The organism is Terrabacter sp. NPDC080008 (assembly GCF_040702505.1).
Classification (GTDB): Bacteria; Actinomycetota; Actinomycetes; order Actinomycetales; family Dermatophilaceae; genus Terrabacter.
On the sequence record NZ_JBFBLC010000002.1, the window covers coordinates 897,756 to 911,934 of the forward strand.

Consider the following 14,179-nt stretch of genomic DNA (forward strand, 5'->3'; position numbering starts at 1 on the left):
TCAGACGTCGTCCGACGCGGAGTCCGCACCGGCGGAGGACACGGAGGCGTATGCGTCGTGCCGGTCGGCCTCGGCCGCCTCGTTGGCGGCCCTGCCGGCGTCGACGGCGGCGCGGTGGCGCTCCACCTCGACGAGCCGCTCGCTGCGGCGGCGCTCCAGCGCCGCACCGACGAGGCCGGCGAAGAGCGGGTGCGCGCGGTTCGGGCGGGAGAGGAACTCCGGGTGCGCCTGCGTCGACACGTAGTAGGGGTGCACCTCGCGCGGCAGCTCGACGAACTCCACGAGGGTGCCGTCCGGCGACGTGCCGGAGAAGACGAGACCAGCCTTCTCGAGGTCGGCCCGGTAGGCGTTGTTGACCTCGTAGCGGTGGCGGTGGCGCTCCTTGACCTCGGCCTGGCCGTAGGCCTCGCGGACGACGCTGCCGTCCTTGAGGGCTGCGGGGTAGAGCCCGAGGCGCATCGTGCCGCCGAGGTCGCCGGCCCCCTCGACGAAGGCCTTCTGCTCCTCCATCGTCGCGATGACCGGGTGCGCGGTCTGCGGGTCGAACTCGGTGGAGCTCGCGTCGGCGTTGCCGAGCACGGTGCGGGCGTACTCGATGACCATGCACTGCAGGCCGAGGCAGATGCCGAGGGTGGGCACCTGCTTCTCACGGGCCCACGTCAGCGCGCCGAGCTTGCCCTCGATGCCGCGCACGCCGAAGCCTCCGGGCACGAGCACCGCGTCGACACCGCCGAGGGCCTTCTGGGCACCGGCGGGCGTCTGGCAGTCGTCGCTGGGAACCCAGCGGATCTTGACCTTGGCGTCATGGTGGAAACCGCCGGCCCGCAGCGCCTCGGTCACGGACAGGTAGGCGTCGGGCAGGTCGATGTACTTGCCGACGAGCGCGATCTCGAGGTGGTGCTCGGGGTCGTGCACGCGCTGGAGCAGCTGGTCCCACTCGGTCCAGTCGACGTCGCGGAACTTCAGGCCCAGGCGCCGGATGACGTAGGCGTCGAGGCCCTCGCGGTGCAGCACCTTGGGGATGTCGTAGATGCTCGGCGCGTCGACGCAGGCGGCCACGGCGGCGACGTCGACGTCGCACATGAGCGAGATCTTGCGCTTGATCGGCTCGGGGATGTCGCGGTCGGCGCGCAGCACGAGGCTGTCGGGCTGGATGCCGACCTGGCGCAGGGCGGCGACGGAGTGCTGCGTCGGCTTGGTCTTCAGCTCGCCGCTCGGGGCGAGGTAGGGCACCAGCGAGACGTGCAGGAAGAAGCTGTTGTCGCGGCCGATGAGGTGGCGCACCTGGCGGGCGGCCTCGAGGAAGGGCAGCGACTCGATGTCGCCGACGGTGCCACCGATCTCGGTGATGATGACGTCCGGGGCGTCCGGGCCGTCGGTGGCGAGCGCACGCATCCGGGCGACGATCTCGTTGGTGATGTGCGGGATGACCTGCACGGTGTCGCCGAGGTACTCGCCGCGACGCTCCTTGGCGATGACATTGTTGTAGACCTGGCCGGTCGTGACGTTCGCCGCGCCGACGAGGTTGACGTCGAGGAAGCGCTCGTAGTGGCCGATGTCGAGGTCGGTCTCCGCGCCGTCGTCGGTCACGAAGACCTCGCCGTGCTGGAACGGGTTCATCGTTCCAGGGTCGACGTTGATGTAGGGGTCGAGCTTCTGCATCGTGACCCGCAGGCCCCGCGATCGCAGAAGTCGTCCGAGGCTGGATGCCGTGAGGCCCTTGCCGAGAGAGGAGGCAACGCCCCCGGTCACAAAGATGTGCTTCGTCGTTTCCACCACGGGCTTCAACTCTACGTCATCCCGGGAGCGTCCGCCGCGTAGCGCTCCACCCATCGGCGCGCCTCGTCCTCGGGAGTGGGCCAGGACGAGGCTCGAAGGCGCGCGGCGGCGCCCATCCGCTCGCGCACCGTCGGGTCGTCCAGGAGCAGGTCCACCTCGGCCGCGACGGACACCGGGTCACCCACCGGCACAAGGGTTCCCGCATCGCTCACCAGTTCGGGCAGCCCGCCGGTGCGCGTGGCCACGACGGGCAGGGCCGCCGCCATCGCCTCCTGCACGACCAGGGCCCGCGCCTCCCACCGGCTCGTCAGCACGAACACGTCGGAGGCGCGCAACCAGTCGTGCACGTCGGCGCGGGCCCCGACGAAGTGGACGGCGTGCTCCCCCTGCCGTATGCCGGCCGCCTCCTGCTCGAGTCGCGCGCGCAGGCGCTCGTCCCCGTCTCCGACGACGACCCAGCTCGCGGGGACCCGGGAGCGGCGCGCGGCCGCGACGAGCGTGGGCAGGTCCTTCTGCGGCGCGATGCGCGCCACGGTCAGCACGACGGGCTGGTCGGCCGGCAGCCCGGCGGACGCCAGCAGGCGCTCGCGCTCGGCCGGTGCCAGGGGTCCGGCGTCCAGCAGGTCGGCGACGGCGGGCGAGGGCACGAGGGCGAGCTCGACCCGACGGGCACCGAGGGACCTAGCCAGCTCGACGAGGTCGGGGCTCGCTCCGGTCACGAGCTGCGCCCGACCCAGGCACCAGCTGAGCAGGGCCTGGGTCGCGGACCGGCCGGCCCGTCCCCACGGGGCGTCTCGGCGTCCTGCGGTGGGCGGCGACGCCGTCCCCGTCGCGCCCGGCGAACCCGTCGTCTTCGGAGCAGCCGTGGGTGGTTGCGCGGCTGCGGTGTAGGGCGCCGCGTACGGCACCGGAGCGGGTGCCACGGAGGGCAGGTCGTTGTGCAGCGACACGAAGAGCCGAGGTCGGGGCCGGGCGCGGGTCACGGCTATCGCGGCCACCACGGCGGCCTGGTGACCGTGGGCGTGGACGACGTCGACGGTTCCGGCCAGCCGCATGACGCGGTGCCAGTCGAGCAGACCGACCGGAGCCCGCAGCCCCGGGTGCACGGGCCACAGCCGGTGTGCGTCGCGCCAGCCGAACGCGGCTGCGGTCGACTCCGCTGTGACGACCTCCACGTGGTGCCCCATCGCTCGGAGATCGGCGACGAGGCGGTCCACGTGCGCGCCGATGCCGCCCCTGGCCTGCCCCAGGACCATCAGCACTCTCATGCAGCGACCTCCATCGGCACTCCCCTGAGCAATCCTCCGGTCCGCCTCATGGACGCACCCGCGCGGCGGTGCCGGAGCGACGGGGTCGGCGCGTCAGGAGGCGCAGGACCGACGGGTCGATGGCCAGGCAGAGCCCGACCATGATGACGAGGGCGATCACCCCGACTCCGAGGCCGACGACGAGGCTGGAGCGCAGCGAGTCCCCGACACCGTTGGCCGCGAGCCAGGAGGAGATGGCGCGGCCCGCGAGCGCGGCGGTCACCGAACCCACCAGGGCGCCCAGCAGCGGACGCACGGGCACTGCGAGCGCGTGCCTGCCCCAGGCGCGGCCGACGAGCACGGCGAGCAGGGCCGCCGCCAGCACGAGCCCGGCTGACGACCCCGCGGCGAGGGCACGGAGCGTGTCCGGGCCGCCGGCGCCGTGCGGGTCGAGGACGAGCAGCGGGACCACGAGCGTCGCCAGCCAGCCCGTGGCGGCGAGGGCGCCGGCCATGAGGGGCGAGCCGTGGACGTAGGAGGCCCGGGTCAGCAGGCCGACGACTGCAAGGGCGATGACCGACGGCGCGAAGAGGGTGACCGCGTCACCCATGGCCGCGAGCGTCTCGGCCGAGGCGTCCGACTGCGCTCCGGCGTCGAGCGAGAGGAAGAACGTGCCCACGGGGACGGCCACGGCGACGAGCAGGGCCGCCCCGAACAGCCCGACGACGAGTGTGGCCAGCCACGCCTGCCGCAGCGTGCGGGCGGCGCCTCGCGGGTCCGGCTGCGCGCCGGCCCCGGTCAGGTCGCCGACCTCGCGGCTCGCGGCGTGCTCGCGTGCCAGCGACGGGAAGGCCGCGGTGGCGAGGGGGACGGCGAGGACGGCATACGGCAGCAGGGTGACCGCCTGGGCGTACGTGTAGACGTTGAGGGTGCCCGCTCCACCGCGGTCGTTGGCGAGGCGGATGACGACGAGTGTGGCCAGCTGCTGTCCGGCCACGGCCAGCAGGCCCGAGAGGGCGAGCACCCGCACGCGGCGGGCCACCCCGTCGGGGAAGCGCAGGGCGGGGCGCAGGCGCACACCGGCTCGGCGCACGGGCACCAGCAGCGGCAGGGCGAGGGCCGCCACCCCGAGGGTGGTGCCCAGGCCGAGGACGAGCAGCGCGTGCGAGGGCACCGCGCCGATCTCGGCGGCCGGGTCGGGCACGGCCGCGCGGTAGGCGACATAGGTGCCGATGACGACGAGGCTGGAGAGCAGCGGCGCGGAAGCCGGACCGGCGAACCGGTGGTGTGCCTGCAGCACCCCGGCCAGCACGATGGCCACGCCGTAGAGCGGGATCTGGACGGCGAAGATGCGCAGCAGCTCGGCGCCGAGCCGCACCTCGTCGGCACAGCCGGTCCCGAGCAGGGTGCTCGCGATCGGCTCGGCCGCCAGCGCCACCAGGGCGCCGAGGGGAACGAGCACGACGACGGCCCAGGTGAGCAGGGCCGAGGCGGTCGCGTCGGCCTGGTCGCGGTCGCCGCGTCCCAGGGCGCCGGCCACGAGCGGGACGGCGACGGCGGCGAGCACTCCCCCGGCCGCGATCTCGAAGAGGACGTTGGGCACCGCGTTGACCGACTGGTAGACGCTGCCCACGCACGTCGCACCGACGGAGTGGGAGAAGACGAACCAGCGTCCGAAGCCCACGATGCGGGCCACGAGGGTGATCACGGCGATGCTTCCGGCCGCGGCGAACAGCCTCCGGGTGGGCGGGTGCTCGCCGGCCTGCGGGGACCGCGTCACGGCGCCTCCCGGCCCCACTCGTCGACTCGCCGCAGCACCGGGCTGGCCTCGATGACCCGGGTGAAGCTGACGCGCTCGGAGGCGAGCGTGAGGGCGGTGAGGGCGGCGAGCGCCACGGCTCGTCCCGCCGGTCCGGTGCGCTCCGTGAGGGCCAGCCCGAGGAGGGCCCCGGCGGCGTTGGCGCCGGTGTCGCCGAGCATCGAGGTGGCCTGCAGGTCCTCGCGCAGCACGCCGAGGGAGGCGCCGAGTGCCGCCGCGCCCGCCGTGGTCCCGGACAGCGGCAGTCCCCAGCCGATCGCGACCTTGAGCGCGCGCCCGGGGCGCAGGTCGAACAGGTTGACGGCGTTGGCCGCACCAGCGACCACGGCGCCGCCCAGGAGGGTGGACAGCACGCGTATGCCGGCCGGTCGGGTCGCGTCGTCGTGGCCGGCGCGTGCCCGCGCCACGTCGCTGGTCGCCACGGCGAGCAGCCCGCACACCCCGAGGCCCACGATCTTGACGGCCCCGGTCGTCACCTCACCGCGCGCCAGCGCTCCGAGGTGGCCCTTGAGCCCCTTGTCGGTGGTTCCACCGACGAGGTCGTCGACGGCTCCGAGCGCGCCGGCACCCATTGCCAGGAGCCGGGTGGCGGCCGCAGGCCCCGTGCGGGAGGGGCGGGCCGTCGTGAGCAGGCGCAGCCCGGCTCGCCGGCCGGCCGGCGCGAAGGAGAGTCCGGCCGTGACATCGGCGGTGGCGCCGGCGATGGCATCAGGGGTGGCTCCGGTGGTGGCCCCGGCGGGGGTCCCGGCGGGGGTCCCCGTGGTGGCACGCGCGACCGCCGCGGCGGCAGCGGCGCCCAGCAGGGCGCCGCCCACCCACGCGGGCCCCTCGAGGAGGGTGACGGCCCGCCCGGCGTGGTTGACCCGCTCCCAGGGTGCGCGCGCAGCCGCCGGCAGCCGGCTGGAGCCGCGCAGCAGTGCCCACGAGGCTGCCGCCGAGAGCGCGGCGGCGGTCACGGACGACGCCACGGGCGCGGCACGGCCCACGGAGAAGGCCCCGCCGATGGAGGGGCTGCCGGCTGTGGGAACGCGGGCCCGCCGCGGCCTCACGGAAGGACCCGCGGCAGGGGCGCCGTGGCCCCCGCGGCGACCCCGTAGTGACCGATCTGCTCGTCGAGTGCGTTCTCGACCGCCAGGACGACGAGCGCCGGTCCCTCTCCGGCGCGGACGTGGTCGACCGTCGCCACGGCAGCCGCCGTGTCCGACTTCTCCCGCACGGCCTGCACGGCGTTGGAGGTGGCCGGCTGTCCGGCGGCCGCGAGGGTCTCCCCGCCCGCCACGACCGTCGCCCGGGTGGAGGCGGCCAGAGCGGTCACGAGGGCCCGCACGGCGTCGGAGCGCTGGTTCACGACGGCTTCCGTTCCCGCGTAGTCGCCGGAGACGACGAGCGCGACGTCGGCGGGCGCCAGGTCGGGGGCCGTGCTGTCGAGCAGCCCGGCGTCGGTGAGGACCTTGAGTGCGGCGCTGCGCTTGGGCGAGGCTGCAGCGGTGGTGGTGGAGACGCCGAGGTCGGTCAGCACCTCGACGAGCAGGGCGTCGCCCGAGGCACTGGACGAGAGCCCGAGCGCGGCCGCTGCCTGTCGGGCCGCGGCGGCACGGTCGGCAGCCGTCGCGGGGTCGAACCAGTCCTGGCTCACGGAGAGGGTGCCGGTGAGTGAGGCGCCGCTCTGCCCGACGACCGTCTCGAGGTTGCGCACCATCGTGCTGTCGGCGGAGGGCATCGCGACGATGACGGCCCGGTGGCCGTTCAGGCGACCGCGCACGACTCGCTCCTGGACGGCGGCGGCGTACTCGTCGGAGGCGTCGACGAGCTTCTGGCTCGTGGTGAGCTTGTCGTTGAGGGCCTGCTTCTCGCTGCGCAGCGCCGCGACCTGCTCGCCGAGCTGGTCGCCGAGATTGGCCTGCAGCGGACCCGCTCCGAGCACGATGCCGACGGCGAGGGCCAGGAAGATGGAGATGATCGAGACGAGGTGGTAGCGGAAGTCGATCATGTGATGACCCCGACGATGGCGGTCCACACGTCGTCCCACCGCGCCGCGAAGACCTGCAGCCAGGCCTGCCCCGCCGGTGTCGAGGCCAGAGCCGCGAACACGGCGAGCATGCCGACGAGGAGCATCGTGACGAGCAGCCGCCCGGGGATGCGGGTTCGGTAGAGCTGACTCACACCCTTGGCGTCGACGAGCTTGCCGCCCACGCGCAGCCGGGTGAGGAAGGTCGAGGCCTGCCCGTCCCGGCCCTTGTCGAGGAACTCCACGAGCGTGACGTGGGTGCCGACGGCGACGATCAGCTCGGCGCCCGAGTCGTCGGCCAGCAGCATCGCGACGTCCTCGCTCGTCCCGGCGGCCGGGAACACGACGGGAGTCAGGCCGAGCGCCTCGACCCGGGCGAGACCGGGAGCCCGCCCGTCGCGGTAGGCGTGCACGACGATCTCCGCGCCGCAGCGCAGGGCCCGGTCGGAGACCGAGTCCATGTCGCCGACGATGAGCTCGGGCTTGTGCCCCGCCTCGAGGATGGCGTCGGCGCCGCCGTCGACCCCGATGAGGACGGGACGGTACTCACGGATGTAGGGCCGCAGCGCCTCGAGGTCCTCTCGGTAGTGGTAGCCACGCACGACGATGAGGCAGTGGCGGCCGTCGAGGTCGGTGGCGATGGGTGGCACGCCGACCCCGTCGAGGAGCAGGTCGCGCTCCTTGCGGATGAACTCCATCGTGTTGGTGGCGAACGCCTCGATCTGCACGGCGAGGCCGGCCCGGGCGTCGTGCATCTGGGTCCGGACGACTTCCGCGTCCAGCGGTGTGCCGGTGGCGACGTGCCGCTCCCCCGACCAGAGGTCGGGCCCGTCGAGCCGCAGCGGCTCACCGTCGGTCAGCGTCATGACCTCGGGACCTGCGTCGTCGAGGACGGGGATGCCGGCGTCGACGAGGATCTGGGGCCCGAGGTTCGGGTAGCGCCCGCTGATCGAGGCGCTGGCATTGACGACGGCCGCGGGCCGCACCATGACGAGCGCGTCGGCGCTGACCTTGTCGAGGTCGGCGTGGTCGATGACGGCGACGTCGCCGGGCTGCAACCGCTTCGTCAGGGTCTTGGTGCGCCGGTCGACACGGGCAGGCCCGACGACACCGGGCCCAGTGCTGCGGGCACGGGGGCGACGGTGGATCGGAAGGACCATGGTGCCCCCAATCGTGCCACGTCCGTTCAGCGGACGATCCTGCCACTGACGGTGCGGGCGCCGGCGGTCTGCTCGAGCAGGTCGCCGGCGTGGGCGAGGCCAGCCTCGGAGTCCGGGTCACCGCCCATCATCCGCGAGAGCTCGCGCAGCCGGGCCTCTCCCTCGACCGCGGAGACGCTGCTGGAGGTGATGCGGCCGTCGTCGGCCTTGTGGACCACCAGGTGCCGGTCGGCGAAGGCCGCGACCTGCGCGAGGTGGGTCACGACGATGACCTGGGCGTGCTCGGCGAGCGCCGCCAGGCGGGCCCCGACGTCGAGCGCCGCGCGGCCGCCGACACCGGCGTCCACCTCGTCGAAGACGAACGTCGGCGGGCCACCGGCCGCCTCGCCGGACCCGCCGCGGGAGCCGACGACCTCCAGCGCGAGCATGACGCGCGAGAGCTCACCACCGGAGGCGGCACGCGCCACGCTGCGTGGGGTGGCTCCGGCGTTGGCTGCGAGCAGGATCTCGACCTCGTCGATGCCGTTCCGCGAGAGCCGTACGCGTGTGCCGTCGGGCAGCTCGGCCCCCTCGGGGTCGGCCCGTCGGCGCACGTCGACGCGGACGACGGCCTTGCCCATGGACAGGTGGGACAGCTCCTCGGAGACGCGAGTGCCGAACTCCTCGCCGGCCGAGCGGCGGGCGTCGGACAGTGCGAGCGAGGCGGTGACGACCGCGCTCTCGAGCTCGGCCACCTCGGCACCGAGCTGCTCGACCCGGTCGTCGGCCGTGACGAGCTCGTCGAGGCGGGCCGCGGCGCGCGCTGACCACTCGAGCACCTCGTCGACCGTCTCGCCGTACTTCCGGGTGAGGACCCCGAGGCTCGCGCGGCGCTCCTGCACCCAGCCCAGCCGCTCAGGGTCGAGGTCGACGTCCTGGAGGTAGGCGGAGAGCTCGGCGCCGAGGTCGGTGACGAGCGTGCCGAGCTCGTGCAGTCGCTCGTCGAGCCCCGCCAGCGCCGGGTCGTGGGCCGTGGCGGGACCGAGGGCGGCGCGCGCGGACCCGATGAGGTCGCGCACGTTGGGTGCCGGCTCGGCCGCGAAATCGTCTCCGCTCAGCTCGGCGAGCGCGGACGCCGCGGCCAGGCGCAGGGTGTCGGCGTGCGCGAGCCGCTCGTCCTCGGCCCGCAGGGCGAGGTCCTCACCGGGCTGGGGGTCGACGGCCTCGATCTCCTCGAGGGACGCGGTCAGCGAGTCGATCTCGCGAGCTCGCTCGCGTGCCTCGGAGACGAGTCGCGCGTGCTCGCGGGCGCACTCGCGCCAGCGGTCGTGCAAGGCGGCCACGCGTTCTCGCAGCGCCGTCAGCTCCGAGCCGCCGAAGTCGTCGAGGACGGCCCGGTGGGCATCGCCCTGCTTGAGCCGCCACTGGTCGGCCTGTCCGTGCACCGCAACGAGCAGCTGGCCGAGCTCCGCCAGCACCGAGACCGGTGCGGTGCGCCCGCCGACGTGGGCTCGCGACCGTCCGGTGGCGGCGATGGTGCGTGCCAGCACGAGCTCCCCGGCGTCGTGCTCGCCGCCGGCCTCCTCGGCGCGGCCCAGGGCCGGGTGGTCGAGTGGGAGCTGGACGACGCCCTCGACGAACGCCGAGTCGGCGCCCGTGCGCACCAGCCCCGAGTCGGCGCGCTCGCCCAGCAGCAGCCCGAGGCCGGAGACGACCATGGTCTTGCCGGCGCCGGTCTCTCCGGTGAGCACGTTGAGCCCGGGGCTGAGGTCGAGCACGGCGTCGTCGATGACGCCGACGCCGCGGATCCTCATCTGGGTGAACACGAGCCCACCCTAGGGCCGGGCACCGTCATCGGCTGCCACGCCGGGCGCGACGACCCGCTCTCCGTTCCCGCGCCACCCGGCGACCGACAGGTTGAACTTGGCCACGAGGCGGTCGGTAAAGGGCGCGCTCGTGAGCCGGGCCAGGCGTACGGGCCGCAGCCCGCGGCGTACCTCGATTCGGGCGCCCGGGGGCAGGTCGACGTGGCGCCGCCCGTCGCACCACATGACGCCCGAGCCCTCGGTCGCCGCCTTGATCTCGACGGCGAGGTGGGTGTCTGGTCCGAGGACGAGTGGTCGGGCGAAGAGCGCGTGGGCGGCGCTGGGCACGAGCAGCATCGCCTCGACCTGCGGCCACACGACCGGTCCGCCGGCGGAGAAGGCGTATGCCGTCGAGCCGGTCGGCGTCGAGACGATGACACCGTCACAGCCCATGGACGACAGGGGGCGGCCGTCGACCTCGACGGTGATCTCGAGCATCCGCTCCCGGGCGGCCTTCTCGACGCTGACCTCGTTGAGGGCCCAGCTGCTCGCGACGAGGTCGCCGTGCAGCTTGACGTCGACGTGGAGCGTCATGCGCTCCTCGACGGCGTAGTTGCTCTGGGCGATGTGCTCGACGGTGGCGCCGAGGTCGTCGCGCTCGGCCTCGGCGAGGAAGCCGACGTGGCCGAGGTTGACGCCCAGCAGCGGCACGTCGACGCTCCGGGCGAACTCCGCCCCACGCAGGATCGTCCCGTCGCCGCCGAGCACCACGACTAGGTCGCAGCCCTCGGCAACCTGCTCCTCGGTCGAGGAGATGTGGACGCGCGAGCTGTCCTTGAGGTCGAGCGCCTGGGCCTCGTCGGCCTGCAGGGAGACCTCGATGCCGAGCGCGGTCAGGCGCTGGACGACTCCCTTGGCGACGGTCAGGGCCTCGGGCCGACGCGGGTGGGCCACGAGCAGGATGCGGCGCGTCACTGGTCTCCCTCCGGGTCGGTGGCCCCCAGCATGTCATCCAGGACCGTCTCGGACGCGCCCGGGCCCTGCCGTGGTGCGAGCCAGAAGAGGAACTCCCGGTTGCCGTCACCGCCGGTGATGGGGCTGGCCGTGGCGCCGTGCAGGTGCAGGCCGAGCTCGGCGACGGTGGCGGCGACGTCGCGCAGCACCCGTCGGTGCTCGTGCGGCGAAGTCACGACGCCGGTCCGGCTCAGCCGCTCGCGGCCGACCTCGAACTGCGGCTTGACGAGCACCACCAGGTCTCCGTCGTCCGTGACCAGCGGCCGCATGGCCGGCAGCGCGATCTGCAGCGAGATGAAGCTGAGGTCCGAGACGACGAGGTCGAAGGCCCCGCCGAGCTGCGCCGCGTCGACGTCACGGATGTTGGTTCCGGGCAGGTCGCTGACGCGCGGGTCCCCGGCGATCGCTCCGACGAGCTGCCCGTGGCCGACGTCGAGCGCGGTCACGTGGGCGGCCCCGTGCTCGAGCAGCACCTGGGTGAAGCCTCCCGTGCTGGCGCCGACGTCGAGGCAGCGCCTCCCCTGCACCGGGATCGGCCACGTGCGAAGGGCGTGCAACAGCTTGAGGGCGGCACGGCCCACCAACCGGTCGGGTTCTCGCGTCAGCTGCAGGCTCGCCGAGTCGGAGACCGCGAGCGACGGCTTGACGGCCGGCGCACCGTCGACGAGGACGACCCCGCCGGTGACCAGCTCCCGGGCCTGCGCCCGTGACCGCGCCAGGCCGCGCGCGACGAGCTCCGCGTCGAGACGACGGGTCACGCGCCACCCAGGCCGCCGAGGCGGCTCTGCAGGCTGCGGTGGGCGTGCTCGCCCGAGTCGATCCGCTCGGCGAAGGATCCGGCCTGCGCCTGCGCCAGGCGCATCATCGCCTCGTCGACCGCCTCGTCGCCGGTGACCGGCGGCGTGGGGGCCATCTCCGGAACGGGGAGGTCACCCGCGCCGTCGGTCGCGTCGTGCTCTCGGTCGGCGTGGCCGGCCACCTCCGTCGGCTGGCGCTCCGGGTCGCGGCTGAGGTCGTCGTCACCGAACATGTGGTGCCTCCCTGCAGGGTCAGTGGGTCGCTGCGGTCACGCTACCCGGTGCGCTCCGACTCTCCCTCGTGCACGTCGTGCTCGTCGGTGAGAGCCTGCTCGAGGCTGTGGTCGAGGGCACGCGCCGCGCGCTGCAGTCGCGCCGTGGGGGCCCCGGCATCGCGCGCCTCCACGAGGGCGGCCAGTCCGGCCCGCACCGTCTCGACCGCGTTCGGGCTCCCCTGCCGCACCGACAGCTCGCCGTCGTCGTATGCCGCCTCCGCCCCTCCACAGCGCCACCCTCCCGCGTGGGGTTGCGGCACGGCATACGGCAGCAGGAGCTCCCGCAGCGAGGCGAGGACGTAGGTCGGTGAGCAGTCTGTCGCCAGGAGCTCGACCGGGCCGTCGACGCCGGTGAGGACCCACGCGGAGTCGAGGCCGGCGGCCTGCGCCCCGGCGACGTCGGTCCCCAGCCGGTCCCCCACGGCGAGGGTCCGTGCGGCGCTCGTGCCCAGCCGGGCCAGCGCCAGCCGGTAGAGCGGGGGGTGCGGCTTGCCGACGACGTCCGGGCGGCGCCCGGCCGCGGAGGCGAGGAGGTCGAGATACGCGCCGTTGCCCGGCGCCTGACCCCACGGCAGCGGCAGGGTCGCGTCGTCGTTGGTGCCGACCCAGACCAGCCCGTCGTCCGCGAGCAGCCGCGCGGCGATCTCGAAGTCGGCGACGCTGACCTTCCGGCCGAGGCCCTGCAGCACCGCTGCCACCTCCCTCGCTGGGACGTCACCGCCCGCCTGCCGGTTTGCCGACGCGGATCCGTCGTCGAAGGCGACCGCCGCGGGGAGCACGGGCACGAGTCCTGCGTCGGTGAGGGCCTCGGCTACGCCGGGGCCGCCGAGCGCCAGGACGCGCACACCTGCCGGGAGCCGTTCAGCCAGCCGGGCAGCTCCGGCCTGGGCACTGGTGACCACGTCATCGGCGGTCGCCGGGGCCCCGAGGGCCGAGAGCTGGTCGACCACCTCGGCGGGCACGCGTGAGGCGTTGTTGGTCGCATAGACCAGCCGGATGTGTCGGCTCACCAGGGCCTGGAGCGACTCGGGTGCACCCGGGACGGCCTCGCCGCCGCGGTAGACGACGCCGTCGAGGTCGCAGACCAGGCCGTCGTAATCGGCGGTCAGTGGTGTGTCGGGCGCCGTGGCTCGCATGTTGCTCCGGGACAGCTCGCGGGTCAGCGCCCGGGAGCTGTCTCGATCTCGCCGCCGTTGGGCGCGTCGGGTCCGTCCGCCTCGTCGCCGAGGAGGTCGGTGACGTCGACGCCGTCGAGCTCCTCGAGCCGCTCGGCCGCGTCGGTGGTCAGGTCGTGGTCGGCGTCGGCCGCACGGGAGAACCAGTCGCGGGCAGCCTCCGGGTCACCGGCAGCCAGCTTCGCGTCGGCGTACGCGTAGAACAGGCGCGCGGCCGAGGGCCGGTTCGGGTTGATGCGCCGCACGAGGTCGTTGAGGCCCGCCGCCGCGGCGTCGAGCTGACCCAGGTCCCGCCGGATGCCGGACACCACGATGGCCATCTCCACCTTGTCGTCGATCGCCAGGTTCCCCGCCTCCTCGCTCTGCGCGAGCTCGAGGGCCTTGTCGTGGCGGCCGAGTGCTCGCTCGCAGTCGACCATCAGCGGCAGCAGGTGGCTGGAGCCCGAGAGGCGGCGCACCGTGCGGAACTCGCCGAGGGCGCGCGCCCAGTCCCCGAGGCGGTAGGCGACCAGGCCGAGCGCCTCACGTGCGGCCGGCACGCGCCCTGCGCGCCGGACCGCCGTCTCGGCGTGCGCGAGGGCAGCCTCCGGCTCGACGTCGAGCAGCTCGGCCACCATGACCAGGTGCTGCGCGACGCCCTCGGCGTTCTCCTTCGAGAGGGTGCGCAGCTGGTTCTTCACGGCCCGATCGACCTCGTGGCCCGTGACGCCCTCGCGGATGGCCGGCTCGGGCTTGCGGGGCGACTTCGGGGTCAGCCGGGGACCACCACGGCGCTCCTCGTCCTGGTTCCGACCGGTACCGCCACGCGGGCGGTCGTCGAAACGACGCGGACCGCGCTGCTCACCGGAACCGCGACGCTCGTCGGAGCGGTAGCCGTCAGCAGAGCGGCGGTCGTCCGAGCGATAGCCGCCCCGGTCGTCACGCGAGCCGGAGCGACGGTCATCGGAGCGGTAGCCACCCCGGTCGTCACGCGAGCCGGAGCGACGGTCATCGGAGCGGTAGCCACCCCGGTCGTCACGCGAACCGGAGCGACGGTCATCGGAGCGGTAGCCACCCCGGTCGTCACGCGAACCGGAGCGACGGTCATCGGAGCGGTAGCCGCCCCGGTCGTCACGCGAACC

The 14,179-nt window shown here is 74.2% G+C and carries 12 protein-coding genes; all 12 read right to left on the minus strand.

Annotated features, from left to right (window positions below; all coding sequences use genetic code 11):
• Positions 1–1,833: a CTP synthase gene (locus tag AB0316_RS10165; RefSeq protein WP_366272765.1), complete on the minus strand. Its 1,833-nt coding sequence runs from the start codon at positions 1,831–1,833 to the stop codon at positions 1–3.
• Positions 1,791–3,047 carry a glycosyltransferase family 4 protein gene (locus AB0316_RS10170; RefSeq protein WP_366272767.1) on the minus strand — a complete coding sequence of 419 codons (1,257 nt, stop codon included), beginning with the start codon at positions 3,045–3,047 and terminating at the stop codon, positions 1,791–1,793. Before AB0316_RS10170 ends, AB0316_RS10165 begins: the two co-directional genes overlap by 43 nt.
• A gap of 46 nt (positions 3,048–3,093) precedes the next feature.
• Positions 3,094–4,806 (minus strand): lipid II flippase MurJ, encoded by a 1,713-nt coding sequence (locus AB0316_RS10175; RefSeq protein ID WP_366272769.1) that lies wholly within the window; start codon positions 4,804–4,806, stop codon positions 3,094–3,096.
• Positions 4,803–5,801 (minus strand): hypothetical protein, encoded by a 999-nt coding sequence (locus tag AB0316_RS10180; RefSeq protein ID WP_366272771.1) that lies wholly within the window; start codon positions 5,799–5,801, stop codon positions 4,803–4,805. Before AB0316_RS10180 ends, AB0316_RS10175 begins: the two co-directional genes overlap by 4 nt.
• A gap of 89 nt (positions 5,802–5,890) precedes the next feature.
• Positions 5,891–6,835 carry a copper transporter gene (locus AB0316_RS10185; RefSeq protein WP_366272773.1) on the minus strand — a complete coding sequence of 315 codons (945 nt, stop codon included), beginning with the start codon at positions 6,833–6,835 and terminating at the stop codon, positions 5,891–5,893.
• Positions 6,832–8,013 carry a putative cytokinetic ring protein SteA gene (gene steA, locus AB0316_RS10190; protein ID WP_366272775.1) on the minus strand — a complete coding sequence of 394 codons (1,182 nt, stop codon included), beginning with the start codon at positions 8,011–8,013 and terminating at the stop codon, positions 6,832–6,834. The genes AB0316_RS10185 and steA overlap by 4 nt, the downstream gene beginning before the upstream one ends.
• 26 nt (positions 8,014–8,039) lie before the next feature.
• On the minus strand, positions 8,040–9,818 hold the full coding sequence (gene recN, locus AB0316_RS10195) for a DNA repair protein RecN (RefSeq protein ID WP_366272777.1): 1,779 nt from the start codon (positions 9,816–9,818) through the stop codon (positions 8,040–8,042).
• 9 nt (positions 9,819–9,827) lie between these two features.
• Positions 9,828–10,772 carry an NAD kinase gene (locus AB0316_RS10200; protein WP_366272779.1) on the minus strand — a complete coding sequence of 315 codons (945 nt, stop codon included), beginning with the start codon at positions 10,770–10,772 and terminating at the stop codon, positions 9,828–9,830.
• On the minus strand, positions 10,769–11,569 hold the full coding sequence (locus AB0316_RS10205; protein ID WP_366272781.1) for a TlyA family RNA methyltransferase: 801 nt from the start codon (positions 11,567–11,569) through the stop codon (positions 10,769–10,771). The genes AB0316_RS10200 and AB0316_RS10205 overlap by 4 nt, the downstream gene beginning before the upstream one ends.
• Positions 11,566–11,841, minus strand: a complete 276-nt coding sequence (locus tag AB0316_RS10210) for a hypothetical protein (RefSeq protein ID WP_366272783.1) — start codon at positions 11,839–11,841, stop codon at positions 11,566–11,568. Before AB0316_RS10210 ends, AB0316_RS10205 begins: the two co-directional genes overlap by 4 nt.
• A gap of 41 nt (positions 11,842–11,882) precedes the next feature.
• Positions 11,883–13,019 carry an HAD-IIA family hydrolase gene (locus AB0316_RS10215; RefSeq protein ID WP_366272785.1) on the minus strand — a complete coding sequence of 379 codons (1,137 nt, stop codon included), beginning with the start codon at positions 13,017–13,019 and terminating at the stop codon, positions 11,883–11,885.
• Positions 13,020–13,042: 23 nt separating this feature from the next.
• On the minus strand, positions 13,043–14,179 hold a 1,137-nt coding region (locus tag AB0316_RS10220; RefSeq protein WP_366272787.1), incomplete at its 5' end, for a tetratricopeptide repeat protein.